Raw genomic sequence first — 26,975 nt, 5'->3', positions numbered from 1 at the left:
ACTACCCCAACCAGACCCACTCCGACCGAAGCCATCCGAAGCGATGGCCGTCTGCACCGGCGGCGCGGTGACCGTCACCTGCTGGCTGGTGGTGCCGGTGGCGCCGCGGTCGTCGGTCACCGTGAGCGCCACCGTGTAGGTGCCCGCCGCCGCGTAGGAGTGCGCGACGGTCCTTCCGGTGCCGCCGTTGCCGTCACCGAAGTTCCAGGCCCAAGCGGCGATGGAGCCGTCGTCCGTGGACGCCGAGCCGTCGAGCGAAACGCTCGCGCCGTCGACAGCGGCCGTGAACGCGGCCGTCGGCGCGGCGTTGGGGGCCACGGCGGTGACCTGCTGCGTGTTCGTGGCGGTCGCCCCGGCCTGGTCGGTCACCGTCAGGGTGACGGTGCGGACGCCCGCGGTCGCGTACGTGTGGGTCGGGCTGACGCCCGTCCCCGTCGTTCCGTCACCGAAGTCCCACGCCCAGGTCGCGATCGCGCCGTCGGGGTCGGACGAGCCGCTCCCGTCGAAGGTGACCGCGAGGTCGTTGACGACCGTGGTGAAGGCCGCGGCGGGTGCCTGGTTGGGAGCCGCCACGGAGACCGTGCGGGTCGCCGTGCCGGTCAGGCCCTCGTTGTCGGTGACGGTGAGGGTCACGGTGTAGCTGCCCGCAGCCGCATAGGTGTGCGTCGCGGTCCCGCCCGTGCCCGTCGTGCCGTCGCCGAAGTTCCACGCGTAGGTGGCCACCGCGGTGTCATCGGTGGAGGCCGAGGCGTCGACGGCGAGGGTCAGCCCGTCAGCGGTGTCGGTGAAGGACGCCACGGGCGGGGTGTTCACCGAACTGGAGGCCGCACGGTGGGCGGCGACGCGCTCGGGCGAGAGGACCGTCGGGTAGACCGCGACCTCGTCGAGGACGCCGTCGAATGCGCCGGAGCCGTTCCAGATGTTGTCCGAGCCGGCCTTCCAGTAGCCCACCAGATCCTGGGCGTTCGGGTCGGTGTTGGACGCCACGGCCACACCGTCGACGTACAGGACGCGGCCCGTCGGGCCGAGCGTGGCCACCACGTGGTGCCAGGCGTCGTCGTTGTAGGTGTTCGGGGAGGTCACCGTGTTGGCGAATCCGGTCCAGGTGCCGAAGCCGACGTGGCCGGTCTCGTCCACGTAGATGCTGCGGTCGTAGCCGGCCGAGCGGGCGCCGGCATCGGAGCTGAAGCCGAGGATCCGGCCGCCGGTCCCGGCCGTCCTGAACCAGGCCTCGACCGAGAACACGGTCGGGTTGTTGAAGCGGTCGGTCGAGGAGACGAACTCCTCCGGGCCGAAGCCCACAGCCGGGTTGTCGGCGGCCAGCGGCGAGGCGACTTGGCGGGTCACGTCCCCGACGTAGGTGCCGTCGTGGGTGCCGGGGGTGGAGTCGAACGCCGTGGTGCCAGACGTCTCGTCCAAACGCCAGTAGAGCAGCGGCGCGTCACTCATCACCTCGGTGGCGTAGTGGTCGGTCGGCGCCGGCAGCGGCTCCCGCACCGTCACCTGCTGCGACGTGGTCGCCGTGTCACCCAGGTCGTCGGTGACGGTCAGCGTGACCGTGTAGGTGCCCGCCGCCGCGTAGGTGTGGGACGCCGAACCCTGGGTCGCGCTCGACCCGTCACCGAAGTTCCAGGCGTAGGACGAGATCGTGCCGTCGTCGGTGGACCCGGTGCCGTCCACCGCCACCGCGAGCCCGGTGCGGGAGACGCTGAAGGAGGGAACGGGGGCGGCGTTCACGAACCCGGCCGAGGCCCGGTAGTGGTCGCGGACGGCCGCCGCCGGGAGCGGCTGGGCGTACACGGCCGCCTCGTCAATCAGGGCATTGGCCGCGCCGTTGCCGTCCCAGATGTTGTCCGCGCCGACGCGCCAGTAGCCGTCGTACGGATCGACGCTGCTGTTCGGGTTGGTGCCGACGAGATCACCGTCCACGTAGAAAGACATGCCGGAGGCGTCCATGCCCGCCACCACGTGGTGCCAGCGCCCGTCGTTGAGCGCCGCCGGGCTGGTGATGGTCTGCCCGCCGGGCGCCCACACGCCGAAGACCGCGCGACCTTCGCTGTCCAGGTAGACGTGGCGGTCGTAGTAATTGGATCGACCGGACTGCTCGCTGCCGAACCCGATGATGCGGGCGCCGCTGTTGGTCGTGTTGAACCAGGCCTCCATGCCGAAGCTCGTCGGGCTGGCGAAGCGGTCCTGCGAGACGGCCCGGCCCTCACCGGAGAACAACGCGGACGAGTTCTGTGGTGCGACCACGGCAGGCTGCCCCAGCGTCACGGATTCCTGGTACGACCCGGGGTGGACGTAGCGGGACTGGTCCTGCGCGACGGCGCCCGAGGTCTCACCGAGTCTCCAGTACAGCAGCGGGTCGTCGGCCATGACGCGGACCCCGTAGGCGTCCGTCGGCGCCGGCAGCGGCTCTCGGACGGTGACCGTCCGGGTGGCGGTGGTCGTGGCGCCGGCGTTGTCTGTCGCCGTCAGCGTGATGGTGTAGGTGCCCGCGGCGGCGTAGGCGTGCGTCACGGGGGAACCGGTGGCGGTGGAGCCGTCACCGAAGTCCCAGGACAGCGTGGAAATGGTGCCGTCGGGATCGGTGGCGATCGCGGTCAGCGCGCAGCTCAGCCCTGAGCAGGACGACTCGATGGCGGCCACCGGGGCGGCGTTGCGAGCTGCCGGGGAGGCCTGGTAGTGCTCGCGGACGCGCTGGGCGTCGAGCACGGTGCCGTAGACTGCGACCTCATCGATGGTGCCGGCGAGGTAGGGGTTGCCCGCCCAGGTGTTGTCACCGCCGACGCGCCAATAGCCGGTGTAGTTCTCTGCGCCCGTGCTGGCGTTGGTGCCCTGCAGAACACCGTCCAGGTAGAGCGCCATCCCGCTCGGCCCGAGCGTGGCGACCATGTGGTGCCACTGACCGTCGTTGTAGGAGTCGGCCGACTGGATCACGTTGGTCTGACCGGTGTAGGTACCGAAGTTCACCTTGCCCGCGCCGTCGAGGTACACGTGGCGGTCGTAGCTGCCGGAGTTGCCATCCTGGGCTCGACCGAAGCCGATCACCTTGCCACCGAGGGTCGAGGTGGTGTTGAACCAGCTCTCAATCGAGAAGACGGTGGGGTTGGCATACGCGACGTTGCTGGAGACGAGGTCGTCGGAGCCGTCGAACGCGCTGGCCCGGCCCACGGTGGTCACCGGGGACGCAACGCCCTGGAGGGGACCGTTGCGGTAGGTGCCGGTGGCGCCGTTGCCCGTGGCGTCCTCGGCAGTGGCCGTGGAGTCGTCCAGGCGCCAGAAGAACAGTGGCTCGTCGGTGGAGACGGCCTGGCCGTAGGCGTCCGCGGGCGGCGGCGGCACCGCCACGGTACGTCCGCTGCGCGTGTAGTGGTCGCGGATCTGCGCCTGCGTGAGAGCGGTCGGGTAGATGGCCGCGTCATCGATGTCGCCGGCGAAGTAGTTCGAGCTGCCCGCATTGGGCCACCCGCCCTGCGAATCACCGCCCACGCGCCAGTAGCCCGCGTAGGGCTGGCCGCTGGTGGTGCCCGCATCGGCGCCGATCCGGAGCCCGTCAACGTGCAGGGTCATCCCGTTGGGGCTCAGAGTGGCCACGGCGTGGTGCCAGACCCCGTCGTTGTAGGCCTTCGGGGAGGTGAGCGCGCGCACCGACCCGGGGTGGACGCCGAAGGTCAACTGGCCAGCGTCGTTCATGTAGAGGTGGCGGTCGTAGCTGCCGCTCTGCCCCGAGGAGGCGTTGCCGAACCCCAGGATCTTGCCGCCGGACGTGGTGGTCGTACGGAACCACACCTCGGCCGAGAACACGTCCGGAGCGCTCTCCAGCGTCGAGGAGACCCCGAAGCCGGTTTCGGATCCGTTGGTCGTGGCGGCGGCGTCCGGGGAGCCGGTAATCGCACCAGGGCCGCCCAGCGTGACGCCGGCACGCAGGTTGAGGTCGGAGCCGGCCGTGCCGTGGTCGACGGAGTAGGAGGAACCGGCGGGCTCGCGCAGCCGCCAGTAGTGGCTGGCGCCGTCGGCAGCCACCTGCGTGGCGTAGGCGCTGGCGTCGGGGACGTCGGACCCGGCGGTGATGAGGGTGGCGCCTCCCGTCCGGGTGTTGCCGTCGGCGTCCGTCGCCACGACGCGGTAGGAGTACTGGCGCCCAGCCACGAGGCCGGTGTCAATGAACTGGAGCCAAGGGCGATCCCAGAAGCTGGATTCACCCGTGGTCGTGAAGACGGGGGCGTTGGCACCGAGGTCGGAGCGGATGACCTTGTAGGTCAGCGTCCTGCCGTCGCGATCGAAATCGGACTGGAACCGAACGCGGACCGAGGTGGCCGAGAGGGCGTCCAGGCGCGGCGCCGTCTCGTTGAAGTTCGCCGCCGGGCCGAGACTCGGCTTGGCGACCACAGTGCGGGTGCCGAAGCGGACCAGTCCCTGCTGATTCTGGTTGTTCACCCTGATGAACTCGCCGCCGACGGCCAGGTAGTTGCCCTGCGACTCCACGGTCCAGCCTGCCTGCTGCGCACCGGAGGCGCCACCCGGCACCATCGTCGGGAACCAATTGACCGACGAGCCGGACGGGTGGCCGGCGAAGTTGGGGTAGCCATAGGTGTTGGGCTGGACGGTGCCGGTGGGCTCGATCGTGAACGCGTCCGTGGCCTGCCAGATCCGGGGGGTGAACTCGGGGAAGCCGCCAGAGTCGGTGCACTGGTGGTGGTGGCTGACCATGTAGTAGAGGCCGTTCATGGGCGCGATATCGTAGGTGTCACCCAGGCAATTGGCCATGTTCAGGATGGTCCCGTTGTAGGGATCCATGATCAGGCCCCCCTCAAAGTTGCCTGTGCCTCCGTACCAGTAGCCCGAGGAGTACGCCTTGTCGTCGACCACCTTCAACGCGATCATGCTGGCGGTGTTGCCGACGTTGTGGACCACTTGGTTGGCGGCGAACGGGTAGGACGTGCCGGTGACGGCGTCCAGGGATCCGAGTGACGTGGCGGGCTCACCGTTGAGGTTGGAGAACGAGCCCGAGACGACCACCCGGTCCTGAGCGGCGGTCAGGCCGAGGCCATAAACGGTGAAGTCAGCCGTGGGGGCCCAAGCGAGCAGGGCACCGTTGCTGGCGGAGACCGCGGCCAGGCGCGTGCGCGCGACGCCGTTCATCGTCGTGAACCACCCGCCCATGTAGACAGCGGAGTTGGTGGCGGTGATGCCGAAGACGTCCGAGCCGGCGCTGGGGGCGAACGTTGCCACGAGCGAACCGTCAGAGGTGTTGAAGGCGGCCACGCGGGAGCGGGGCTGTCCGTTGACTTGGGAGAAGCTGCCACCGATGTAGATGCGCGAGCCGTCAGGGGAAGCCGTGACGACCCGGATCCGCCCGTTGACCTGGGGTGCCCAACTCGTCATCACCCCCGTGGTGAGGTTGTAGGACATGAGGTTCTGGCGGGGGGACTCGCCCGTCCCGGCGGCGGCGCCCGCGGGGCGGGCGCTGGTGAACTGGCCGGCGACGTAGACCGTAGTGCCGACGATGGCCTGATCCCACGCGACACCATTGATCTGGGCGGTGGGCAGGGCGTCGCCGGTGACGGCGTTGCTGGGGTTGTCGACCACGGGGGGCGGCCCGCTGGTGGCTGCCTGGGCCGAAGGCACGATGCCGGCGAGGAAGCCGACGACCAGGAGGATGGAAAGCGTGAGCGCGCACGCGGAGCGAGCAAGGCGACCAACAGACACTAGCGGGGACCCTTCACGATGGCCGCGGTGGGATGCGGCGGATCCTCCCCCCGAGGATGTAGCTCATCTTCACACGTCACAGCCCTTAACGGAGTCGCCCACGGGGGGGACTTCTCAGTGTAGCCCCCCGTGGGCACCAATGGCGCTTGTCAGGCGCCCAGCGTGAGCACCCCCCGGTCCACGACTACTCCGGTCGGGAGGCCGATCAACGTGGCAACGTCGGAGGGAAGCGGCCTTCCCGACTTCACAGGAGCGCTTCCGGCCTTGAGCGTGTAGTCGCCGATGTCTGTGTTCACGAGGTAAGGGTTCACCACGTTGTCGATGATGTTGCTGCCGGACTCACGGTTGCTCCCCTTGGCCGCCTGCAGTTCTGCCGTGTTCCAATACAGCGTGGCCGGCTTGTCCGCCCAGGTGCGCCAGTAGGCGAACCGGACCGAAGACGGCTTGGCGTAGGAATTGCTGGCGAGCAAATCGATGGCCTGCTCGCCAGTGGTGTTACCGGCGATGTCGCTACGGCCCCCAGCGACGAACAAGAGCATGGTCGTGTCCCAGGCATTACTGGTCACGATGTTGTTCACGAAGTCAATGTTGGTCGAGGCGGGACCCACGCGGCTGCTGTCTGGGCCATAGTTGACCCCCAGCGATCGCGGGTCATCGTAGAGAAAGACGCCCATCTTGTTGTTTGCGACGGTGTTGTTCCAGACCTGGGTGTTGGCCGAACCGACGAGGATCCCGTAACCACCGCCGTTGACGTTCGCACCCCAACCGTTGTTCGCCATGATGTTGGAGGCGATGGTGCCTCGGTCGCTCACCTCGTAGGCGAGGCCGTGGCGGGCATTCCCGATCATCTTGCTGCCGTAGACCTTGAAGTCGGTGCAGGCGAGGTCACACCACAACCCGGACGCCCGCATTCCGCCGTTGTAGTTGAAGGTCGACCAGCGCACGTGTCCGCCGATCACGCCTGTCATCTTCACACCCGCTGCGGCGCAGCTGTACTGGCAGTCGACGCCGTAGGAGTCCGCATTGTTGCGGTCGAACCGGCTGTACTCGACGGTGACGTCGTCACGAAGACTGCCGTTGGTAGCCAGCTTCGGCTGGGACCCCGCGAAGTTAAAACCATTCGACCCGTTGGAGGAGACAACGGCGCGCCGAAGGGTGAGATCCCGCGTCCCCCAGCTCAGGAGGCCGACTCCCGCGTTGTTGAGGACGGAGACGTTCTCGAGCAGGACGCCGCGACCACCGTTGAGGAGCAGCGCGCCCTGGGTGGCGTTGGCGTACTGGTTGCTCGCGTAGCGCCGGACGCCGATGCCCTTGATCGCGACGTTGGTTGGCTCGAACAGGGCCAGGGCCTGTGCCTGGCGCGTGATCTCGACGGTTCGGCCGGCCGGATCGAAGCCGATGTGCACCCGGCGGGCGGACCAGTCGTAGAAGAAGGTGTCCGAGCCGACCTGAGCGAGGGAGCTGACCTCCTTGAGCTCTACCCCGTCGCGGAAGAGCATGTGGGGGTTGCCCAGCGAGGAGCGGTTTCCGATGGCGTCGGGGTAGGCGCAGGGACCGTTCGAGGCCGGGGTGGCGTAGTTGCGCGTGTAGTACGCGCCCGCACAGAGCTCGGGGGTCTCCCAGCCCAGCGACCAGCGGCCCGATCCCGCAGACCAGCCCGTGGCGACCTCGGTGCCGTCGAGCCAGACCTGCTCGCCCGGGTAGGACTGGATGGTCACTCCCGACAGCCGCAAGTTGTACTTCGTGCCGCCCGTGGCGTAACCGCTCGCCCCCTCGCGGTAGACGCCCCCGCGCATGACGACCGTCTGTCCGGCCTTGACCTTCGCCAAGGCCCCACCCAGCGTCTTGAACGGGGCGGACGAACTGCCGGCATTGGTGTTGGAGCCGCTGGGCGACACGAACAAGGCGCCCGCCGGGACGGTGTAATTGGAGGCCGGTGTGGTCGCGATGGAGGTCGGCAGCTTGGCCGAGGAGGGCATTGGGGCGGCCTGCGCCTGCGGCGTGGCCAACCCGGCGACGACGGCGCCCGCCAGGACGGCAGCGGCGCCGGCCTGCAGGACCCGGCGAAGGCCGGAGGGGGAAACAGACATGAAGGATTCCTCAGGAGCGTGGTTGCGAGTGGCTCGTGTCCCCCTTAGGGGCGACACGGGCAGTACAGTAATCGTTCCTAAGGGAAAAGTGAGAATCTTTCAGTATCTTTTTGGCAACAACCCTCTTCAGCCGGCGGCGGAGACCCGCCGGTACCATCGCACGCTCTGTAGCAGCAGGATCGCGACGTTCGCCGCCGCGAGCAGGGCGTACAGCCACCGCCAGCCGTCGAACCAGCCCAGCAGCACGAACGTGAGGCAGAGGAACCCGTAGTCAACAGGGATTCCGAGCAGGCTGTTCAGCGTGGAGGGCTTGCCCTCATCCACCGCCAGCTTCTGCTGCTTGGCGCCGGCGTTGCGCATCAGCAGGTCGGTCAGGATGATCGCGAAGAACCACACGGTCGCCTGCAGGGCGAAGACGATCGGCACGAACGTGGAGGCCAGCGACCAGTCACCGAGGTTCAGGAACCACATCACGAGGACCGCCAGGTGGATGCTCCCGGTCTTGACGGAATCCACCACGTGGTCCAGCCACTCGCCCACGAGGCGTCCCCCGCCCTGGAGGCGGGCCACCTGTCCGTCGGAGGAGTCCAGCGCGTAGCCGAGGACGAGCAACACCGTGATGAGGATGCCCCGCCACCAGGACGGCTCGCCGGTCGCGATCAGTGCGATGCCCGTGAACGTGAACGCGGCGCTGATCGCGGTGACGTGGTTGGGGGTAAGCCCCCAGCGGTAGCAGGTCGCCGCGAAGACCCGACCCAACGGCCGGTTGACCCACCGCGAGTAGGCGGGGGCGTTCCGGTTGCTCTTCTGGACGCGGATGAGCGCCCTCCGGATCTCACCCCACGGCGCGGTCCGCTCGATGAGGGGGGTGCGGGTCTGGCTCATGACGTGGTTTCTCTTCCTTCGCGGGCTGGTGCCCGCCTGGTGCGGATGGTCTCGATCAGCGTGCTCCGGTATACCGCGGGGGCATGGCGGGACCAGGCGAGATCGAGGTCCTCGCCGACATGCGTGACGACCTCGGCCCAGTGGTCGGTCAAGTCGGCGATCGCGGCGGCGAGCTCCGCGTCGTCATCGGGGCGGACGCGGCGGGCGCTGGCGTACCCCGCGGCGGCCTCCCTCAGGCCACTGGTGTCGGAGACGACCAGCGGCCGCTGGGCCAGCATGGCCTCTACCGCGGTGTTGCCGAACGGCTCGTCGACGGTCGAGGGGACGCAGATGATGTCCGCCGCGGCGAGGTGCGGCCAGATCTCGGGGTGGAAGCCGAGGAAGCTGACGTGGTCGGTGAGCCCGCGCCGCGCGATCTCCTCGTGGAGTTCGCGCTCGAACCACTCATAGCCGGGAAACACCGCGCCGAGCAGGGCCAGGTGGACGCGGCGTCCGTCGCTGCGCAGTCGTTCGAGCGCCCGTACGGCCACCTGCGGACCCTTCCGGGGGGACAGGCGTCCGACGAAGAGCACGCGCGTCTCGTCCAGCTCCGGGCGCGGGTCGGTCGCCACCAGCGGGCCCGGGACGCCGTTGGAGACGATGTCGGCGCGCGCCCCGAGTACGGGCCAGGTGTCGGTGAGCACGTCGAGCGCGAAGCGGCTGTTGACGATGAGGTGGTCGGCCAGCAGGAGCGGGGCGTACAGCCCCTTCCGGACCAGCGTGCGCGCCGACCGCTCCGCCTCGTGCACGTGGCAGACCAGGTGCCGCCCGGACGCCTTCGCGGCGGCCAGCCACACGAAGTTCGTGATCGTGTTCACGAACACGTGGTCGGGGTCGACCCGGCGCATCAGCCGGATCGCGCGCGGCAGCGCGCTTGCCGTCTCGGTGATCAGGGTCAGCATGCCGCGGGGGCTGAGGGCGCTCTTCCGCAGCACGGGGGCCGGGCAGAGGACCACCTCCGCTCCCCGGGCCTCCAGCTCGGGCCCCAGCGGACCGTGCGCCGGCAGCGCCACCACGACGCGGTCGCCCCCCTCGATGTAGCCCGTCACCGATTCGAGCAATACGCGGTCCGAGCCGTACAGGTCGGGGCTCGGGTGCGCCACCAGGACCGGACGCCGCACCGCGCGCGCGGGCGCGGTCCGGGCCTGACCCGGGCGCGGCCGCTGGCGCGCGCGCACCACCGCGGCGACACCCGCAGCGCTCCCGCGCAGGGCGGAGGCGAGCCCGGCTGGCTGGGTGAGGAGCTGGCGGCGCCCCCCGCGCAGGAAGATGCGCCGAGACTCGGCCGGGGTGGCCGCCAGGAACGTCAGGCGGGCGGCCGGCGCGACGCGCGCACCGAACAGCAGCCGGTTACGCGTGTTGTAGAAGTAGTACAGCGGCGACTTGGCGCGGCTCGGCTGGACGCCGTGGGTGCCGCCCTCGTCGTGCACGACCTCGAGGTCGGAGCGCAGCACCAGACTAAAGCCGGCGTCGGCCGCGCGGCGGCTGAAGTCGACGTCCTCCCAGTAGAGGAAGTAGTCCTCCGCCATGCCGCCCAGAGCCTCGTGGACGCGCCGGCTGTAGACCAGGCACGCCCCCGTCAGCCAGTTGCGCCATTCGGGGTCGTCGTCGCGCTCGGACCAGTCGGTGCGGATCCTCCCCGTACGCAGGCTCACCTGCGCGCCGCGGAAGAAGGACCCCCCTCCGGAGCTGACGATGCGCGGCGCCACGAGCACGTTCGGATCGTCCGCCACCTGGCGCACGAGTTCGGCCAGCACCTCGCCGGACGCCACGGCGTCCGGGTTCAGGGCGACGAACGTGGACGCGCCGAGGGCGATGGCCGCCTCGACGCCGCGGTTGACACCGGCCCCGAAACCGTCGTTGCCGTCGCGCGCCACTAGGTGCCAGCCCCGGTCGGCACAGAGGCGCGCGATGGCGTCACGTTCAGGCACGGAGGAGAAGTTGTCGGTCACCACGACCAGGCACCCGCTCGCCGCGGCGGCTTCCGTGGTCAGGTTCGCTGCGATCAGGCCGCTCGACCCGTAATTGACGACGATGATCGCGGCGCATCCAGGGCCGCCGGGCGCCTGGGTGCCAGCTGCACTCCCCTGGGGGTCACGCACGATGCCTCATCCTCACGGAACGGAACCCACGGCTCAGCGGGCTGCGCTCAACGACGTCGCGGGTAGGGCCGTGCCCAACGCGGCACCGCGCGTCAGGCGGCGTCCCGAGGGACGCCGCACGGCGCAACGGCCGGCGGCGAGGTCGGCGCAGAGCGCCTCGTAGCCGCCCGCGACCGTGTCCCAGTCGTAGCGGCGAATGTCCTCGCGCAGCGCGGAGCCGCGCTCGCTCGCCACGCAGGGGGCGCCCTCGGCGTCCTCCACGCAGCGGGCGACGCCGGCGGGGTCGACGAAGTAGCGGCCGTGCTCGGCGACCACCTCGCGGTTGAAGCCGACGTCGTAGGCGCACACGGGCGCCCCGGCTCCGGCGGCGCGCAGCAGGGAGGGGTTGGTGCCCCCGACCGAGTGGCCGTGCAGGTAGGTGAGCGCGTTGGCGTACAGGGCGTCGAGCAGGTCCTGATCCCACATGCTGCCGAGCAGCCGCACGCGGTCGTCCACGGCCTCGCGAACGGCCTGGATGTAGGCGTCCGCGTAGGGGGCACTGCCCACCACGACCAGCGGCCTGGTGGCCGAGCTGGCGACGTAGCCCTTCACGATCTCGAGCACATGATTCTCCGGCTCGAAGCGAGCCACCACCAGGTGGTAACCCTGCGGCTCCAGACCCAGAGGCTCCAGCAGCTCGGGCGCCGAATGGGCGAGGATCGGCGCCCCGTAGGCGATCAGCCGGGTGGGGGCGGCGAACTCGTGGGTGTAGTAGTCGGCGATGCCCTGGGCGTCCGCGATGAGGGCGTCCGACCAGCGCACCGCGAGGCTTTCGGCCATCCGGTAGTAGCGGCGCCCGGCAGGCCCCCACTTGGCGCGGCGCCACTCGAGGCCGTCGACGTGTGTGGCCACCGGGATGCGACGGGCGCGCAGCACCGGCAGGAATGGGGCGTTGGCCGAGTTGAACACGATGGCGGCGTCCATGCCGCACAGGGATCGGTGCAGCACCGAGAGCGCCGTGTGGCTCAGGGTCTCCAGGCTGCGCTTGGGCAGAGCCGGCAGGTGCACGAGCTCCATGCCGCGGTAGGAGGGGACCTTCTCCTCCGCGCCGCGGCAGAACACGGTCACGCGGTGGCCGGCGTCGGCGAGCCGCGTGCCGACCTCCTCGATGGCTGTCTCGAAGCCGCCGTAGCGGGCGGGGACGCCTCGGGTGCCGATGAGTCCGATGTGCATCGCGGTCACAGCGCCCCGATGGCCCGGCGCAGGTGCGTCGACGACGTGTGGACCGTGTACGGGAAGTAATGGACGCGCGCGCCCACCTCGGCCATCTGCTCTTCGAGCTGACGGCCCTTGACGGTGCCTCGCCAATCGTCGCCCTTGAACAGGACGTCGAAGTGGACGGCACGCCAGGCGTCCCGTTTGTCGAAGGAATGGTCGAGGATCGCGTGATCGACGATGCTCAGCGCCGTGACGATCTCCAGCCGCTCGTGCTCGGGGATGATCGGCGCGCGACCCTTGCCGGTGAGGAGCGCGTGATCGTCGGTGACGCCGACGACGAGGGTGTCGCAGTACTCGCGCGCCCGGCGCAGGATGTTGAGGTGGCCGATGTGGAACATGTCCCAGGCGCCGGGAACATAGCCCACGACACCGGGCCGCGGCGCCTCCCAGCGGCGGACGGTCGTCACGATCCTCACAACTCCCTTTCATCAAGCGCGCCAACCCTCGGGGCTGGCGAACCGAGGAGGTACCGGGCCAGGTGTTGTGGTCAGGACGAAGCGCAAGCGTCCCTCTGTCGTTTCCCTCGGTGGCAACTCCATCATGGAGACGCTCAGGGGGAAGTCTCCCTCGCGGAAGCTATCTGCGTCAATCAGATCTGGCCGCAAGAGGGGGTGGCATACCCCCCTTTCGGAGGAGGGTTGTCGTCAAGTCACCCACGCGGGCGACACCTGATGGACACCTTCTGGCAACCTTGTTGCCCAACCGGCCAGGATCAGCGGCCCAGCTCGGTCCCCAGGCCGGCCTCGGCCGCGGTCCCTGTCACGGCGTCGGCCACGTCGAGCAATTCGGCCGGGGGGTGCCCGCTGGCCACGCCCCGGCACCCCCAGGCCAGCAATTCAATGTCTTTGCGGCCGCCCCCACCGCCGGCGCATCGGAGGCGTCGATCCCCATCCGGCCCGACACGCGGGCTCCATGCCCTTGCGCTCGCGTTGGGCGGGGTCGCCGTGACGGCGGAACACGGTCACCCGGTGCCCGGAGTCCGCCAAGCGTGAGCCAACCTCCTCGATCGCCGTCTCGAAACCGCCGTACCGGGCCGGGACGCCGCGGGTGCCGATCAGGCCGATGTGCTTACGGGGAGGGCTCCTTCACATTCATCACTTCTCGCACGCGCGGCGTGCCTCGCAGGGGGATTCAGCGGGCGGCGACGTCGGTCACCCGCCTGAGGTCTTCCGCCGTGGCGCGGGACGAGCCAAGCTGGCTGTCGGACGGGACCGTCCGTCAATCCGACGGGCGCCGTCCCACAGATCCAGGCCCGGTTGCCACGTGTTGCCGCGCCCTGCCCAACTGGTGGAAACAGTTTGCTCCCCCAGTGGGTGCGTGAAACAATCGCTCGCGGAGAGTTGCTGGGGGGCAGTTCTCAACTTTGGGGGGGAATCCAATTTCATGACGACCGCATCAGTTCGGGGAAGGTCGGCCCAGTCACGCTGGCTGCGGCAGCTCGACGCCCGCCTGCTGTGGCCGAGCAAGGCACTTCGCAAGTCCGCGCTCGCAGCCATCGATCTCATCATCATCGCCATCTCCGTGACGCTGGCCGCTGTCGGCCGTTTCGGGATGGACCTGTACATCCACACCGTGAGCGGCGAGGTCACCGGTTGGCACTACGCCAGCATCGCCGCCGGTTGGCTCGTCGCCCTGTGGGTCATGGGCTCCTACGGCCTGCAGCTGCTGCAGTCGGGCACCGATGAGTACCGCCGCGTCATCAGCGCCAGCGCGCTGCTCTTCGGTGTGATCGGCACCTTCTGCTACCTCACGCAGAATGATTTCGCGCGCGGTTTCTTCCTGCTGCTGTTCATCGTGGGCGTTCCCCTGCTGTTGCTCGGACGTTTCCTGCGCCGGCAGGTGATGAACAACGTGCGACGCCGCGGCATGCTGCAGTCGCCGATCATCGTGGCCGGCTCGCCGACGTCCGTGGACGAGATCGCCAACGTCCTGCGCCGCGAGCGCTGGCTCGGCTACCGCGTCGTGGGCGCGCTGACGGCGGACGCGGTCGACGAGACCCCGGCCGGCCTGCCCGTCCTGGGCCGCGTCGACGATGTGGCCAACATCGTGCGCGGCACCGACATGTACGGCGTCGTGTTCACCGAGGGCGCCTTCCCCGAGGGCAGCAACAGCTTCCGGCGCACCGCGTGGCAGCTCGAGCAGATGGATGTCGAGATGATGGTCGTCCCGGCCATGACCGACATCAGCGCCGAGCGCATCACGCCGCGTCCGATCGCCGGGCTGCCGCTGGTCATGATCGACCGCCCGCAGGCCCAGCAGGCCGGCCGGTGGGTCAAGCGCCTCTTCGACGTGGTCGGTTCCGCCCTGTTCCTGCTGCTTGCGTCGCCGATCCTGGCGCTGGTCGCCCTGGCGGTCAAGATCGAAGACGGGGGCCCAGTGCTCTTCAGCCAGGTGCGCGTGGGACGCAACGGCGAGCTGTTCAACTGCCTCAAGATCCGCTCGATGGTCGTGGACGCCGAAGCGCGCAAGGCTGAGCTCATGAAGCAGAACCAGGGCGCGGGCGTCCTGTTCAAGATGGCCAAGGATCCCCGCATCACCAAGGTGGGCTCGTTCATCCGCCGCTTCTCCATCGACGAGGTGCCGCAGTTCTGGAACGTCCTGCGCGGCGACATGAGCCTCGTAGGCCCCCGCCCCGCGCTGCCCACCGAGGTGGCCCGCTACGACCAGGACACGAGCCGCCGCCTCGACGTGCGGCCCGGGCTGACCGGCCTGTGGCAGGTCTCCGGCCGCTCCAACCTGTCGTGGGAGGAGACGGTGCGCCTCGACCTCTACTACGTCGACAACTGGTGCTTCATGCAGGACGTGACCATCATGGCCCGCACCGCCAAGGCCGTCCTTGGCTCCAGCGGCGCATACTGAGCCCTCCCAAAGGGCCCGCCCCGGTCGAACTTCGGTTCGGCCGGGGCGTGGTGCGTTGTGGGGCTGCAGCCATCGCCCAAAGCTGACCTGGCAAGAGCCGCGACGCCCCACCCCCGCCGGCGATCTCTGCCTCCCTGCCGGAGTGGTTGCCTCCCTGCCGGAGTGGCCACCTCCCTGCCGGACCGGTCACCTCCCTGCCGGACCGGTCACCTCCCTGTCCGGAACCGACGACCCCAGCGTTGCACCGGCAGGGTCGTCGGGCTGGGATGGGGTGGCGCCAGATGCGGTAGGGAGGCGGCCAGCTCCGGACGGGCACCCAGCGCCCGCCGGCGTCGACAAGTCCGACATGTGCATGGGTACTCGACACGTTCACACCCCTGGGCGACGACAAGGGCCACATGTGCCTGGGTTGTCGACGCGCCATGGCACCGGACGAATCCGCTTGTGTCATCGACGCGGAACCCTGTGGCCAGGGCTGCGAGTCTCGAGCAAACCCAGCATGTAGTTCTACGGCGAACTTCGGCTTTCTCTCGTGACGGCACGGGAGTGGTGCGTCGACGTGCGAGTGTTCACCCAGGCAACAAAGTCGGCCGTCGCAGCGATTGCTGTCAAACGTTGTCGACAACGTTCCAGTTGCTGTGGAGCCGCTTCGGTGATCGCACCTCGACGGCGGACCGGGCGCCGCAGCGTCGACAACCCGGGCTTGTGCACGGGTTGTCGACGCAGATCTGCGCTGTGCCGTCGACAACCCATGCGTGTGCATGGGTTGCCGACAGCGAGGGCCCCCCGCAGCGCTCAGGCGTGCACGACCGGTTCGTCGGCGGGCACGGTGGGCACGTTGGCCACGATGGTCGACCCGTCGGCGCGGACGCCGGGGCCGACCTCGGACGGTGCCCGGCGGACGGGGCCCTGGTCGGCCAACGCCACGCGCAGGGGCGTCCCGGGCTCGACGACGTGGGCCACCCCGCGCACCGCGAGCGGAACCGGCGCGTCACCGGTCACGTCGAAGGTGATGGCGTCCGGCGCCAGGTCGACCCCGAGCCGTTGCCCCCGGAGCCGCAGGCTGAAGCGCAGCCCCTCCCACTCCCCCGGCAGACGCGGGTCGAAGGTGAGGCGTCCGCCGTGGTCGCGCATGCCGGCGAAGCCGTGCACCAACGCGGCCCAGGTGCCGCCCGCCGCGGCGATGTGGACGCCGTCGACGGCGTTGGCGTGCAGATCGGCCAGGTCGACGTACAGGCTCGACCAGAAGTACCGCAGCGCGAGGTCGGGGTACCCGACCTCGGCCGCCATGATCGCCTGCACGGCGGCCGAGAGCGACGAGTCGCCTGTGGTGATCGGGTCGTAGTAGTCGAAGTCGGCCTTCTTCTCCGCTGCGGAGAATTGGTCGCCCTGCAGGAACAGCGCAAGCACCACGTCGGCCTGCTTCAGCACCTGGAACCGGTAGATGACGAGCGGGTGGAAGTGCAGCAGCAGCGGCAGCTTGTCGTCCGGGGTGTTGGGCACGTCCCACAACTCCCGGCTCAGGAAGTGCTCGTCCTGGGGGTGGATCCCCTGACGCGCCTCGAAGGGAATCACCATGCGCTCGGCGCACGCCTCCCACTCCGCCACCTCGTGAGATCCGAGGCCCAGCCGCCCGCACAGGCGGGCGTGGGCGTCCGGGTCGTCCTCGGCGAGCTGGTGCACGACGGACGCCGCCTCGCGCAGGTTCGCCCGGGCCATGACGTTGGTGAACAGGTTGTTGTCGACGACCGTCGTGTACTCGTCGGGGCCCGTGACGCCGTGGATGTGGAACCAGCGCCCCTCGTCGCTCTCACGCCAGAACCCGAGGTCGGCCCACATGCGGGCCGTCTCGACCAACACCTCGACCCCGTCTCCGTGCAGGAATTCGACATCACCGCTGGCGCGGGCGTAGGTGAGGAGGGCGTGCGCCACGTCGGCGTCGATGTGGTACTGCGCGGTGCCGGCCGCGTAGTAGGCGGACGCCTCCTCGCCGTTGATCGTCCGCCACGGGAAGAGGGCCCCGCGCTGGTTCAGCTCCCGCGCACGGCGTCGCGCCGCGGGGAGCAGGCCGATGCGGAAGCGCAGGGCGTTGCGGGCCAGCCGCGGATGGGTGTAGGCGAGGAACGGGACGACGTAGATGTCGGTGTCCCAGAAGGAGTGCCCCTCGTACCCGTCACCGGTGAGCCCCTTGGCCGCAATGCCCAACTGGTCGGTGCGCGCGGCCGCCTGCGCGAGCTGGAACAGGCTCCACCGCACGGCCTGCTGCTCAGCCGGCTGCCCGGGCAGCTCGATGTCGGCGTAGGTCCAGAATTCGTCGAACCAGGCGCGCTGGCTCTCGAAGTAGGCGGACGCCGATCGCTCACGCACGCGGTCCAGCGTCCGGCGGCAGCGGTCGAAGAGCTCCCGGACGGGGGCCACGCGCGACGTGTGATAGGCCACGGCCTTGGTGACCCGGATGGTCTGGCCGGCCTTGGCGTCCACCCGGTAGACACGCTTGCCCACGTCGGGCTCGGTGGCCATGAGCGCCTCGTACTCGTTGTCGGTGTCGATCGTGTGGTCGGCCCCGACGGACAGCGTCATCTGCGAGTTCTTGGTGCGGAACCCCAGCAGCATCCGGCGCTCGCTGTGCCAGTGGTTCTCGCTGTGCAGCACGCGGCCGTTGCCACTGGAGCGGCGCGGGTCGCTCATGGCCCCCTGCCCGGTGGGGTCCATCTCCGTGCGCCCACCCTGCCGGTTCAGCACCTGGGAGCTGATCACCACCGGGGCGTCGCCGTCGAGCAGCGTGACCTCGAGCACCATCAGCGCGAGGTGACGGTCGGTCATCGAGATCATGCGCTCGGCCGTGATCTGGACCCGCTTGCCGGCCGGCGTCCGCCAGACGATGGAGCGGCGCAGGACGCCGTCGCGGAAGTCCAGCGCCCGCTCGTACTGCTCCAACTCCGCGGTCGACAGCACGAGCGGCTCGTCGTCGACGTAGAGCTTCATCACGGTCGAGTCCGGCACGTTGACGATCGTCTGGCCGGTGCGCGCGAAGCCGAAGGCGTTCTCGGCGTGACGGATCGGCCAGGTCTCGTGGAAGCCGTTGACGAACGTGCCGTGGGTGTGGGCGTCCCGGCCCTCGACGGGCGTACCGCGCATGCCGAGGTAGCCGTTCGCGACGGCGAACACGGTCTCGGACCAGCCGAGGTGATCGTGGTCGGAGCGGTACTCCCGCTCCACGAGGCGCCAGGGGTCGGCAGGGAAGCGGAGCCGGTCGAGCGGGTCGGGGCCGGCGGGGTGACGGGTCAACGTCGATCCTCCAGCAACTGCGTGAGGTCGCTGACGGTGATGTCGGCCCCGGCGCCACGCAGGGCGTCCGCCCCGGCGCCGCGGTCGACGCCGATCACGAGCCCGAACCCGCCGGCACGGCCCGCCGCGACGCCGGCGAGGGCGTCCTCCAGCACGACGCACCGGGCGACCGGGATGTCCAGCTGCGTGGCGGCGGCGAGGAAGGTGGCCGGATCGGGCTTGCCGGGCAGGCCTCGCTCGGCCGCGACGTTGCCGTCGACGACGAACGCGAACCGGTCGGAGAGCCCCGCCGCGGCGAGCACCGCCGTGGCATTGCGCGAAGACGACACGACGGCCCGCGCGACCCCGCGCGCCGCCAGGTCGTCGAGCAGGTCGAGGGTGCCGGGGTAGGGATCCATGCCACCGGAGGTGAGCAGGTCGTTGAAGAGTTCCTGCTTGGCGTTGCCCAAGCCGTGGACGGTCTGGGCCTCCGGCCCGTCGTCCACGCCGCCCTCGGCCAGCCGGACGCCCCGGGAGGCGAGAAACGCCCGCACCCCGTCGAAGCGCGGCTTGCCGTCGACGTGGGCGTAGTAGTCGTCCTCGGTGTACGGCTCCGCGAGGCCGTGCCGCTCACCGAAGGCGGTGAACATCTCGCCCCACGCGCGCCGGTGCAGATCGGTGGTCGGGGTCAGCACCCCGTCCAGATCGAAGAGGGCTGCGTTCCAGTCTTCCCAGTCCATGGCTCCAGCCTAATGGGGGTGACGCCCGCCCCCTGTCCCTCCGCCGGGCGACGCACCCTCACCGGGCGGCGACGAACTGCAGCGCGTTGGCGACGAACCGGCGTCGCGCGGCGGACTCATAGGAGCGGGCGTCGTGGCCGAGCCCGTCGTACACCACGCGGCCGAGCGTCCAGGCGCACGTCTCGTACGCCTCCCCCAACTCGTGCCGCAGCACCGGTTCGGACGCCGCCGCCAGCGTCAGCCGGCTGTAGCGCTCGTCGAAGCAGGTGATGCAGGGGGTGTCCGTCAGCGCGGGCAGCCCCACCGGCGGGTCGATGCCCGCCAGGAGGGGGTGGTTGGCCGTGCCGGGAACCGCCTCGAATGTGGCGAGCGACCGCTCCGGGTGCCACGACTCCCCGCGCACCCAGCGCCCGCCCAGCACCGACGGCCACGCCGGCCAGTCGGAAAAGGTGTTGGCCGCGGTGTGGACGCCCAGCAGCCCGCCGCCGGCGGAGACGAACCGGCCCAGCGCCGCATGGGCCTGCGCCCACGCGGCGTCGGGCGCGGGTGGGGCGTCCGGATCGCCGCCGCCGGAGTTCACCACCACGACGTCGACACCGCCGAGGTCGAGCAGGGACGCCGGCTCGCTCGGCCGGACCTCGGCCTCCCACCCCAGCTCGCGGGCGATCTCGGCGAGCGCCGCCGAGGTCTTGCCGAAGGGGTGCCAGGGGTCGGCGTACCGGCCCGAGCCGCTGACCACGACGGCCCGGCGGGCGGTCACCACGCGTAGGCCTCCGGAGCGGCGCCACCCGGCCCGGGGAAGATGTCGTCGAGCTCGGCCAGGGCGTCGTCGTCCAGCTCGATGTCGAGCGAACGGAGGTTGCCCTCGAGCTGCTCCATCGTGCGCGGGCCGACGATGGGGCCGGTCACCCCGTCCTGGTGGAGCAGCCACGCGAGGGCCACGTCACCGGGCTGCTGGCCACGGTCGTCGCAGAAGTCCTCCCAGCGCTGGAGCTGCTCACGCTTCTCCTCCACCTCCTTCGCCATCCGCTCGGCGCTGCGGCGGCCCTCGGCGGCCTTCTTGAGGACGCCACCGAGCAGGCCCCCACCGAGCGGCGACCAGGGGATGACGCCCAGGCCGTAGTGGCGCGCCGCCGGGAGCACCTCGAGCTCGATGGTGCGGGCCGTCAGGTTGTACAGCGACTGCTCGCTGACCAACCCGAGGCCGTGCCGGGCGCGGGCCGCCTCGGAGGCGGCGGCGATGTGCCAGCCCGCGAAGTTCGACGAGCCGACGTAGGTGATCTTGCCCTGGGCGACCAGGGTGTCCATGGCCTGCCAGATCTCGTCCCACGGCGTGTTCCGGTCGACGTGGTGCATTTGGTAGAGGTCGATGTGGTCGGTCTGCAGCCGCTTCAGCGAGGCGTCGACGGCGCGGCGGATGTTGAACGCCGAGAGCTTGGACTCGTTGGGTCGCGCGGTCATCTCTCCGTACACCTTGGTGGCGAGCACGATCTCGTCGCGTCGGCCCGAGGCGGCGAACCAGCGGCCGATGATCTCCTCCGTCCAGCCCCGGCGCTCCGCGCCGCCGTAGACGTTGGCGGTGTCGAAGAAGGTGATCCCCGCGTCGAGCGCGGCGTCCATGATGGCGTGGGCGTCGGACTCCTCGGTGTGCGGGCCGAAGTTCATGGTGCCGAGAACGAGCCGGGAGACCTTGAGCCCTGTGCGGCCGAGTTGGGTGTACTGCATCGTGCATCCTCTCGTCGGTTTCCCCATCGACCCTAGTCCCCCGGCCTGGGTTGGCGGCGGGACCGGCGGGGATCAGGGCCATCTCGGCTGGGATGCCTCTTCGCCGCGCCGGGGCCTCGGCGGAGGACCGGGGCTGCCGCGACGAAAACGTGACACTCGATTCATGTGCGTGCGCACGGGCACGCTCAGCGGCCGACCGTCGTGCAATCGAGTGTCATGTTTTCGTCGCCCACCCCGGGTACCGGAGGGTGACGGCGCCCCCCGGCGGGTTCTCGCGGTCCTAGACTGGCCGGCATGAGCACCGCGTACGAACCCGGCCACGACGACGACGCAGCCTGGTGGGCCGGGCTGTCCCCGGAGGCCCGTCATCTCACGATCGAAACCGTCCGCCTCGGCGAGGACGCCGACCTGCCGGGCGGTGAGGCGCCGACCGGGGAGCGCGCCGCGTTCGTGCGCCGCCAGCCGGAGTACTTGGAGCGCTTCGCGCACGCCGATCACAATGCCCGCGTCGACGACGCCGGCTTCGGGCGCGACGCGGTTCCCGACAGCCACGCGGACACCGCTCCGCTGGCCGACACCGCCCAGACGCGCACGGCGGAGTTCCGCCGCGACGTCTGAGGCGCTGGGGAGCCCTCAGACCTCTTTGCCGAGCGGGCCTCCGTCGCCGTGACCGGTCTCGTCGTCGATGAGGCCGTCCTCGGCGTCGTCCTGATCCGCGGCGGTGACGTCCTCATCACCCACCAGGGGGTCGGGCAGATCCGCATCCGTTCGGCGAGCGGCCGGCGCTGTGTCGCCGCCCATCCCGAGTTCCTGGTCCGTGGCGGGCCCGTCGGCCCATGCCTCGCTGTCACGTCCGGTCATGGCCGCCTCCTCCGCAGGTGGAGCTCCAGCATGGCGAATCGCCGCACCCCCTGACAAGGGGTGACGTGAACGGCGGTGGACAGCTCTGGGCCGACCCCCTCCTCCTGACTTAGATTGCCGGCCATGGACGACGCCACCGCCCCCACCGCTTCCGGGACCCCCGAGCTCTTCAGCGCCGAGCGCATCAAGTTCTTCAAGACGCGGTCGTCGCGATTGCGATGACGCTGCTCGTGTTGCCCCTCCTGGAGTCCATTCCGGAGGCGGCCGCCGAGCACATGACCGGCGGCGAGTGGCTGGAGGGGGGCTTGCCCCAGCTGATCGGGTTCGCCGTCAGCTTCGGCGTCGTGGCGTCGTTCTGGGCCGAGCACCACCGATTGTTCGAGCACGTGCGCGCCTACACCCGGCGCCTCGTCGGGCTGAACTTCGCCTGGATGTTCACGATCTGCTTCCTCCAACTGCCCAGCGCGATGGTCTACAGCCTGCCGAGCACACGTTCGGTCATCGGGCTCTACATCGGCACCATGACGGTCAGCGCCGTCGTCCTCACACTGCTGGTCGCGCACGTCCACGCCCACCCCGAGATCCAGGAGCCGGGCCACCCGCTGCCCCGGGCCAGGGTCTCGGCCAACGCGGCCGTCGCGGCGCTGTTCGGACTGGCCTTCGTCATCGCGATGATCGCCCCGCAGATCAACTACTTCGCCCTCTTCGTGCTCTTCCTGAGCCCCGTGGTCGAACGCCTGTCCCGGCGGGCGGCAGCCCGGCGCGACGCGTCTCTCGCGGCCGCCGCGTCCCCCGAGGACGCGCCGGAACCCGCGGCCACCTGATCCGAACCCCCCGGGACGCGCGGAACACACCCGCCCGGGGCGCGCCATGCCTAGGCTGTGCTGGCAAGCACTGACACCGAAAGGAACCCCCATGAGCCCCGAAACGGTCGCCAGCGAGGGCACGGCCCACGGCCCCGTCGAGCTGGTCCTGGTCCGTCATGGCGAGAGCCTCGGCAACGTCGCCGACCGCGCCGCGATCGCCGCCAAGGCCCACCGCCTCGACGTCACCGACAGCGACGAGGACATCGCCCTCTCCGAGGAGGGTGAGGCCCAGGCGGACGCCCTCGGTGAGCGGGTCGCGTCCCTCCCGGAGGACGAGCGCCCCACGGTCGTCGTCAGCTCCCCCTACCGCCGCGCGCGCTCCACCGCCGAGCGCGCCCTCGCGCAGCACCCGATCGACGTCCTGCTCGACGAGCGGCTGCGCGAGCGCGAGCTGGGCATCTTTGACGGCATCACCTGGTACGGCATCAAGGCCGACCACCCCGAGGAGTCCGACCGGCGCGACCGCGTCGGCAAGTTCTACTACCGCCCGCCGGGTGGCGAGAGCTGGGCCGACGTCGTCCTGCGCATCCGCAGCCTGCTGCTCGAGCTGCAGGCCCGCTACCCCGGCGAGCGGGTGTGGCTGTTCAGCCATGAGGCCGTGATCATGGCGTTCCGCTACGTGATCGAGGGGCTGGACGCCGCCCGCGTGGTCGCGCTGCAGAAGGAGGAGCCGATCGCGAACTGTTCGATGACCCGCTACGTGCTGACCGACGGTGCGCTCACCCTGGTGACGCGGGACGACACCTCCGCCGTCGAGGAGGGTGGTGCGGACGTCACGCACGAGGAGGGCGCGGCCCGCGAGCCGGACGCCGACGCCCCCGACCGCGCCGCCGGGGCGTCCTGATGCCCGACATCGCCGGGTCCGCCACCGTCGTCACGCCCGCCGTCCTGCGCGACTGGCCGCTGCCGCACGGAGCGGACAACAAGAACTCCCGCGGCCGCGCCCTCGTGGTGGGCGGCAGTGTGCCGAACCCGGGCGGTGCGCTCCTGTCGGCGCGCGCGGCCATGCGCGCGGGTGCCGGCAAGGTGCAGCTCGTGGTGCCCGAGCCCGTCGCCGTCGCGTTGGCGGTGGCCATGCCGGAGTCGCTGGTGCGCGGGGCGCCGCATTCCCCGCAGGGTGACCTGACGCCCGCGGCCGCTGCCGCGGTGGAGACCTGCGCGGAGAAGGTGGACGCCGCGCTCGTCGGCCCCGGCATGCTGGACGCCCGCGGCGCACCCGCGTTGGTCGAGGCCATCGCCGACCACCTGCCCGAGATCGTGGTGCTGGACGCCCTCGCCCTGGCCTGGCTGACCGAGGATCTCTCCCGTGGTGGCCGGTTCGGCTCATTGGTGCTGTCGCCCAACCTGAACGAGTTGGCCCTGACCCTCGGCGACGACCCCGACGAGGTGGAGGACGCCCCCGCCGCCGCCGTGCTCCGCCTGGCGGAGAAGACGGGCGCGGTGGTGACCTCGGGGTCGAGCAGCACGTGGATCGGCACCCCCGACGGCCGCCTGTGGCGCACCGACGAGGGCAACGCCGGCCTGGGTGTGAGCGGCTCGGGCGACGTGAAGTCCGGCACCATCCTCGGCCTGTGCGCCCGGGGTGCCGACCCGGCGCAGGCGACCGTGTGGGCGTCCTACCTGCACGGCACCGTCGGCGGACGCCTCGCCTCCCGCTACGGGGCCACCGGTTACCTGGCCAGCGAGCTCCCCGGGGAGATCCCCCAGGCGCTGCTGGAGCTGCGGGGCTGAGCGGCGGCGTCCGGGCGGCGGGGCGTCCCCGTGAGGGGCAACCGCCTAATCTGGAACCCATGCGTGGCTTCGGACGGGTACTCGGCATCGTGCAGGCGGGCGGCAGCGGCAGCCGGATGGACGTGCTGACCCGGGAGCGCGCCAAGCCTGCCTTGGCCTTCGCCGGTTCGTACAAGCTCATCGACTTCGCCCTGTCGAGCTTCGCCAACGCGGAAATCGCCGACGTGTGGGTCTCGGTGGCCTACCTGGCCTCGACGCTCGACGACCACATCGGCCACGGCCGGCCCTGGAACCTCGACCGCACCCGCGGCGGCTACCGTCGGCTCGTGCCCGAGCAGGGCCGGGCGAGCAGCGAATCGGGCTTCGCGAGCGGCAATGCCGACAATCTCGTCCAGGTCGCCGGCCAGATCCGCGACTTCGAGGCCGACGTCGTGATCGTGATGAGCGCCGACCACGTCTTCCGGCTCGACCTCGCGGACGTCATCGCGGACCACCTCCAACGCGGTGCCGAGTGCACCATCGTCACCGCGCAGGCGACCGCGACCCAGGCCTCCACCAAGGCCGTCGTCCAGGTCGGCGACGACCGCCGCGTCACGGGGTTCGACTACAAGCCCGACGAGCCCGAGGGGCGCACCGTCGCCACCGAGATCTTCGTCTACGACCCCGAGGTGCTCCTCAGCGAGCTGACCCGGCTGCGGCACGAGCTGGCCCATGCGCACGACAACGACGAGGCCGCGGACGAGGGGTGCGACGACGAGGGCTCGCGGCTGGGTGACTTCGGCGAGCACCTGGTGCCGGCCCTGGTCGCCCGCGGCAAGACGTTCGCGCACCCGATCGGCCACTACTGGCGCGACCTCGGCCGCCCCGAGGAGTACTACCAGGCCCACCGCGACGTGCTGGCCGGGCGGGTCGACGTCTTCGACGACCCCGGCTACCCCATCGGCTCGCGCTGGCCGGAGCTGCCGCCCGCGATGGTCCGCGCGGAGGGCGACGTCACCGACAGCCTGCTGTCGCCGGGCTGCGTCGTGCGCGGCGAGGTGGTGCGCTCGGTGCTCGGCCCGGGCGTCGTCATCGAGGCGGGGGCGGTGGTGCGGGACAGCATTCTCGGTGCCCACGTCCGCGTCTGCGGGGACGCCCACGTCCGCACCGCCATCCTGGACGAGTCCACCTGGGTCGGACGCGGCGCCCAGGTCGGCGCCACCCCGGCGGCCACCCGCGTCCGCGACGCCGACATCGCGCTGGTCGGGCGCGACAGCCGCATCTCCGGCGGATCGGTCGTGGACGCCGGCGCCCGGCTCGAACCGGGTTCGAGCGTCTGACCGACCCCCGCCCCGCGCGCCCCGCGCCGTCCCCGCGGGCGGGGCGGCTCAGCCGATCGTCACCACGACGCGCTGCCAGCGCGTGAGCGCCGGGGCGCCGACGTCGGTCACCTCCAGCAGCACGTGGATCGTCTGCCCCGCCCGCGCGTCGTCCGGCACCACGAACGAACAACTCAGCCCCGCCGCGCTCCAGGAGCTCTCCAGCGCCACCTCGCCCGGGTAGGTGCCAGCTTCGCGGTACTGCCACCAGCGCGCGCTCAGCGAATCGCCGTCGGGGTCGGACGCCTCCGCGACCACCCGAACCTCGTCCCCGGCCGACACCGTCCGGTCAAGATCCCCCTGCACCGCCACGACGGGATGGTGGTTGGCATCCGCGTACCGTTCGGTGACGCTCCAGCGCAGCCGCGCCGCGAAGTCGCGCTGGATGAACTCCCACCAGCGCGCCGCCGCGTAGTCCCGCCGCGGCTCGCCGTCCGGCCCCGCGTCCAGGGACGCCGCCGGCGGCTCCGGCACGGCGTCCGGCGGGCCCAGAACCAGGTGGTTCGTCCAGGTGTGCGGGTCGGTGTCGCTGCGCACCTGTCGCCCGCCCCACCCGCCCCACGTCGGGTCCTCGTGGGCGCGCAGGCCGTTGTCGACGAGCAGCGCGAACGTCGAGGAGTCCCCTTCCGAAATGAAGGCCCCCGCCGGCTCGGGGTCGATCCAGACCTCATAACCCTGCGCGCGCAACTCATCGGCGGTCTTCCCCGCGTGGCCGAAGTAGTCCTCCGTGTCGCCCGGTGCCATGAACTTCCCGTCGCCCCAGACCCGGTAGGCGGCCCCCATCGGGCCGACCTCGGAGACGTTCTGCCGCGTCCAGTCCGGTGCCAGGTAGTGGTGGTGCTCGGCGAGCACGCTGCGCCGCGTCCCGTACCCCCAGGCCATGGTCGCCATGTCCCGGAATTCCACGGCGGGCCAGTTCGGGCGGATGTACTCGGCGAAGGACGCGTCCTGCTCCCAGAACGCGGTGATCACCAGGGCGGCGCTGATGCGCGCATGCAGGGCGTCCCAGCCGTCCGTGCCCTCGAACTCGGTCTGGATCGAGCGCAGCGCGGACGCCAGCGTGGCCGGCCCGCCCCACACCTGCACGAACAGCCGCCGCGGGTCGTCGGCCAGCAGCGCCTCGCGGATCAGCAACGAACCCGGGGTGTCGGTGGCGTACTCGCCCTCCTGCGCCACGTTGCCCATCGCGATCAGCGAGCGCAGGTGGCCGGGGCTCGGGTAGCCCTCGGCGTGGACGCGCAGCCGGTCGTACACCTGCGCGTAGGCGTCCACCGCCTCGTCGATGTGCAGCCGGTCACCCTCGGCGGGCCAGCGGTGGGGCGCGACGCCGGCGTCCGGATCGCCCGCGTAGTGGAAGCGGCTCGACGCGTACACCAGCCCAAGGATCTCGACCTCGTTGCTGTACAGCAGGAACCGCAGCATCGAGTTCAGGTCGTCGAGCTCGGGATCGGTGGTCACGATGGTGCGCGGCGGGGCCACGGCG

The 26,975-nt window shown here is 70.7% G+C and carries 19 protein-coding genes; 6 read left to right on the top strand and 13 right to left on the bottom strand.

Annotation, left to right across the window (positions count from 1 at the left end; all coding sequences use genetic code 11):
* The 7 genes from IFY26_RS09900 to IFY26_RS09870 all read right to left on the bottom strand — a co-directional run.
* Positions 1–5,712 (bottom strand): PKD domain-containing protein (locus tag IFY26_RS09900; protein WP_232548843.1); only part of this gene is annotated, 5,712 nt, incomplete at its 3' end.
* A 149-nt stretch (positions 5,713–5,861) separates the two neighbouring features.
* On the bottom strand, positions 5,862–7,802 hold the full coding sequence (locus tag IFY26_RS09895) for a DUF1565 domain-containing protein (protein ID WP_232548842.1): 1,941 nt from the start codon (positions 7,800–7,802) through the stop codon (positions 5,862–5,864).
* A gap of 126 nt (positions 7,803–7,928) precedes the next feature.
* On the bottom strand, positions 7,929–8,687 hold the full coding sequence (locus IFY26_RS09890) for a CDP-alcohol phosphatidyltransferase family protein (protein ID WP_232548841.1): 759 nt from the start codon (positions 8,685–8,687) through the stop codon (positions 7,929–7,931).
* A complete protein-coding gene (locus IFY26_RS09885) occupies positions 8,684–10,828 on the bottom strand; it encodes a glycosyltransferase (protein ID WP_232548840.1) in 2,145 nt (714 codons plus the stop codon). The genes IFY26_RS09890 and IFY26_RS09885 overlap by 4 nt, the downstream gene beginning before the upstream one ends.
* Positions 10,829–10,861: 33 nt before the next feature.
* On the bottom strand, positions 10,862–12,040 hold the full coding sequence (locus tag IFY26_RS09880; protein WP_232548839.1) for a DUF1972 domain-containing protein: 1,179 nt from the start codon (positions 12,038–12,040) through the stop codon (positions 10,862–10,864).
* 5 nt (positions 12,041–12,045) lie between these two features.
* Positions 12,046–12,492, bottom strand: a complete 447-nt coding sequence (locus IFY26_RS09875; RefSeq protein ID WP_232548838.1) for an FAD synthase family protein — start codon at positions 12,490–12,492, stop codon at positions 12,046–12,048.
* A gap of 429 nt (positions 12,493–12,921) precedes the next feature.
* Entirely contained in the window at positions 12,922–13,143 is a 222-nt protein-coding gene (locus IFY26_RS09870; protein WP_269779364.1) for a DUF1972 domain-containing protein, read from the bottom strand.
* Positions 13,144–13,468: 325 nt separating this feature from the next.
* Here IFY26_RS09870 and IFY26_RS09865 point away from each other — a divergent pair, with 325 nt between their 5' ends.
* On the top strand, positions 13,469–14,944 hold the full coding sequence (locus IFY26_RS09865) for a sugar transferase (protein WP_232548837.1): 1,476 nt from the start codon (positions 13,469–13,471) through the stop codon (positions 14,942–14,944).
* Positions 14,945–15,739: 795 nt separating this feature from the next.
* Here the strand turns inward: IFY26_RS09865 and IFY26_RS09860 are convergent.
* From IFY26_RS09860 to IFY26_RS09845, 4 genes are read right to left on the bottom strand one after another with little or no spacing between them, the layout of a single operon-like run.
* Positions 15,740–18,232: a glycoside hydrolase family 65 protein gene (locus tag IFY26_RS09860; protein WP_232548836.1), complete on the bottom strand. Its 2,493-nt coding sequence runs from the start codon at positions 18,230–18,232 to the stop codon at positions 15,740–15,742.
* Positions 18,229–18,951: a beta-phosphoglucomutase family hydrolase gene (locus IFY26_RS09855; RefSeq protein WP_232548835.1), complete on the bottom strand. Its 723-nt coding sequence runs from the start codon at positions 18,949–18,951 to the stop codon at positions 18,229–18,231. The genes IFY26_RS09860 and IFY26_RS09855 overlap by 4 nt, the downstream gene beginning before the upstream one ends.
* A 58-nt stretch (positions 18,952–19,009) precedes the next feature.
* Entirely contained in the window at positions 19,010–19,711 is a 702-nt protein-coding gene (locus tag IFY26_RS09850; protein WP_232548834.1) for a ThuA domain-containing protein, read from the bottom strand.
* A complete protein-coding gene (locus IFY26_RS09845; RefSeq protein ID WP_232548833.1) occupies positions 19,708–20,676 on the bottom strand; it encodes an aldo/keto reductase in 969 nt (322 codons plus the stop codon). The genes IFY26_RS09850 and IFY26_RS09845 overlap by 4 nt, the downstream gene beginning before the upstream one ends.
* 294 nt (positions 20,677–20,970) lie before the next feature.
* On the opposite strand from IFY26_RS09845, the gene IFY26_RS09840 reads away from it, so the two are divergent.
* Entirely contained in the window at positions 20,971–21,294 is a 324-nt protein-coding gene (locus IFY26_RS09840) for a hypothetical protein (RefSeq protein WP_232548832.1), read from the top strand.
* Between the two features lie 15 nt (positions 21,295–21,309).
* Here the strand turns inward: IFY26_RS09840 and IFY26_RS09835 are convergent, their stop codons facing one another.
* Positions 21,310–21,537, bottom strand: coding sequence for a hypothetical protein (locus tag IFY26_RS09835; protein ID WP_232548831.1), 228 nt, complete (start codon positions 21,535–21,537; stop codon positions 21,310–21,312).
* 218 nt (positions 21,538–21,755) lie between these two features.
* Between IFY26_RS09835 and IFY26_RS09830 the strand changes: the two genes are divergently transcribed.
* The 4 genes from IFY26_RS09830 (at position 21,756) to IFY26_RS09815 (ending at position 25,453) form a co-directional block, all read left to right on the top strand.
* Entirely contained in the window at positions 21,756–22,361 is a 606-nt protein-coding gene (locus IFY26_RS09830) for a TMEM175 family protein (RefSeq protein ID WP_232548830.1), read from the top strand.
* Positions 22,362–22,452: 91 nt separating this feature from the next.
* Positions 22,453–23,247, top strand: coding sequence for a histidine phosphatase family protein (locus IFY26_RS09825; protein ID WP_232548829.1), 795 nt, complete (start codon positions 22,453–22,455; stop codon positions 23,245–23,247).
* Complete coding sequence (locus IFY26_RS09820; RefSeq protein WP_232548828.1) at positions 23,247–24,134, top strand: NAD(P)H-hydrate dehydratase; 888 nt, start codon at positions 23,247–23,249, stop codon at positions 24,132–24,134. The genes IFY26_RS09825 and IFY26_RS09820 overlap by 1 nt, the downstream gene beginning before the upstream one ends.
* A 59-nt stretch (positions 24,135–24,193) precedes the next feature.
* Positions 24,194–25,453, top strand: a complete 1,260-nt coding sequence (locus tag IFY26_RS09815; RefSeq protein ID WP_232548827.1) for a glucose-1-phosphate adenylyltransferase family protein — start codon at positions 24,194–24,196, stop codon at positions 25,451–25,453.
* Positions 25,454–25,501: 48 nt separating this feature from the next.
* On the opposite strand, the gene IFY26_RS09810 is transcribed toward IFY26_RS09815, so the two are convergent.
* Positions 25,502–26,971 carry a DUF1593 domain-containing protein gene (locus IFY26_RS09810; RefSeq protein ID WP_232548826.1) on the bottom strand — a complete coding sequence of 490 codons (1,470 nt, stop codon included), beginning with the start codon at positions 26,969–26,971 and terminating at the stop codon, positions 25,502–25,504.
* Positions 26,972–26,975 lie beyond the last annotated feature (4 nt).

Origin of the sequence: Propioniciclava soli (genome assembly GCF_014858005.1) — a bacterium.
Taxonomy (GTDB): Bacteria; Actinomycetota; Actinomycetes; order Propionibacteriales; family Propionibacteriaceae; genus Propioniciclava; species Propioniciclava soli.
Note: the sequence above shows the minus strand (reverse complement) of the source record. Positions and strands in the feature narration are given on the sequence as shown.

What these genes read in the sequence shown, in the direction of transcription:
- IFY26_RS09895 (WP_232548842.1), bottom strand. Translation starts at nt 7,802, where the DNA reads ATGTCTGTTTCCCCCTCCGGCCTTCGCCGGGTCCTGCAGGCCGGCGCC.
- IFY26_RS09890 (WP_232548841.1), bottom strand. Translation starts at nt 8,687, where the DNA reads ATGAGCCAGACCCGCACCCCCCTCATCGAGCGGACCGCGCCGTGGGGT.
- IFY26_RS09880 (WP_232548839.1), bottom strand. Translation starts at nt 12,040, where the DNA reads ATGCACATCGGACTCATCGGCACCCGAGGCGTCCCCGCCCGCTACGGC.
- IFY26_RS09865 (WP_232548837.1), top strand. Translation starts at nt 13,469, where the DNA reads ATGACGACCGCATCAGTTCGGGGAAGGTCGGCCCAGTCACGCTGGCTG.
- IFY26_RS09855 (WP_232548835.1), bottom strand. Translation starts at nt 18,951, where the DNA reads ATGGACTGGGAAGACTGGAACGCAGCCCTCTTCGATCTGGACGGGGTG.
- IFY26_RS09845 (WP_232548833.1), bottom strand. Translation starts at nt 20,676, where the DNA reads ATGCAGTACACCCAACTCGGCCGCACAGGGCTCAAGGTCTCCCGGCTC.
- IFY26_RS09840 (WP_232548832.1), top strand. Translation starts at nt 20,971, where the DNA reads ATGAGCACCGCGTACGAACCCGGCCACGACGACGACGCAGCCTGGTGG.
- IFY26_RS09835 (WP_232548831.1), bottom strand. Translation starts at nt 21,537, where the DNA reads ATGACCGGACGTGACAGCGAGGCATGGGCCGACGGGCCCGCCACGGAC.
- IFY26_RS09830 (WP_232548830.1), top strand. Translation starts at nt 21,756, where the DNA reads ATGACGCTGCTCGTGTTGCCCCTCCTGGAGTCCATTCCGGAGGCGGCC.
- IFY26_RS09825 (WP_232548829.1), top strand. Translation starts at nt 22,453, where the DNA reads ATGAGCCCCGAAACGGTCGCCAGCGAGGGCACGGCCCACGGCCCCGTC.
- IFY26_RS09820 (WP_232548828.1), top strand. Translation starts at nt 23,247, where the DNA reads ATGCCCGACATCGCCGGGTCCGCCACCGTCGTCACGCCCGCCGTCCTG.
- IFY26_RS09815 (WP_232548827.1), top strand. Translation starts at nt 24,194, where the DNA reads ATGCGTGGCTTCGGACGGGTACTCGGCATCGTGCAGGCGGGCGGCAGC.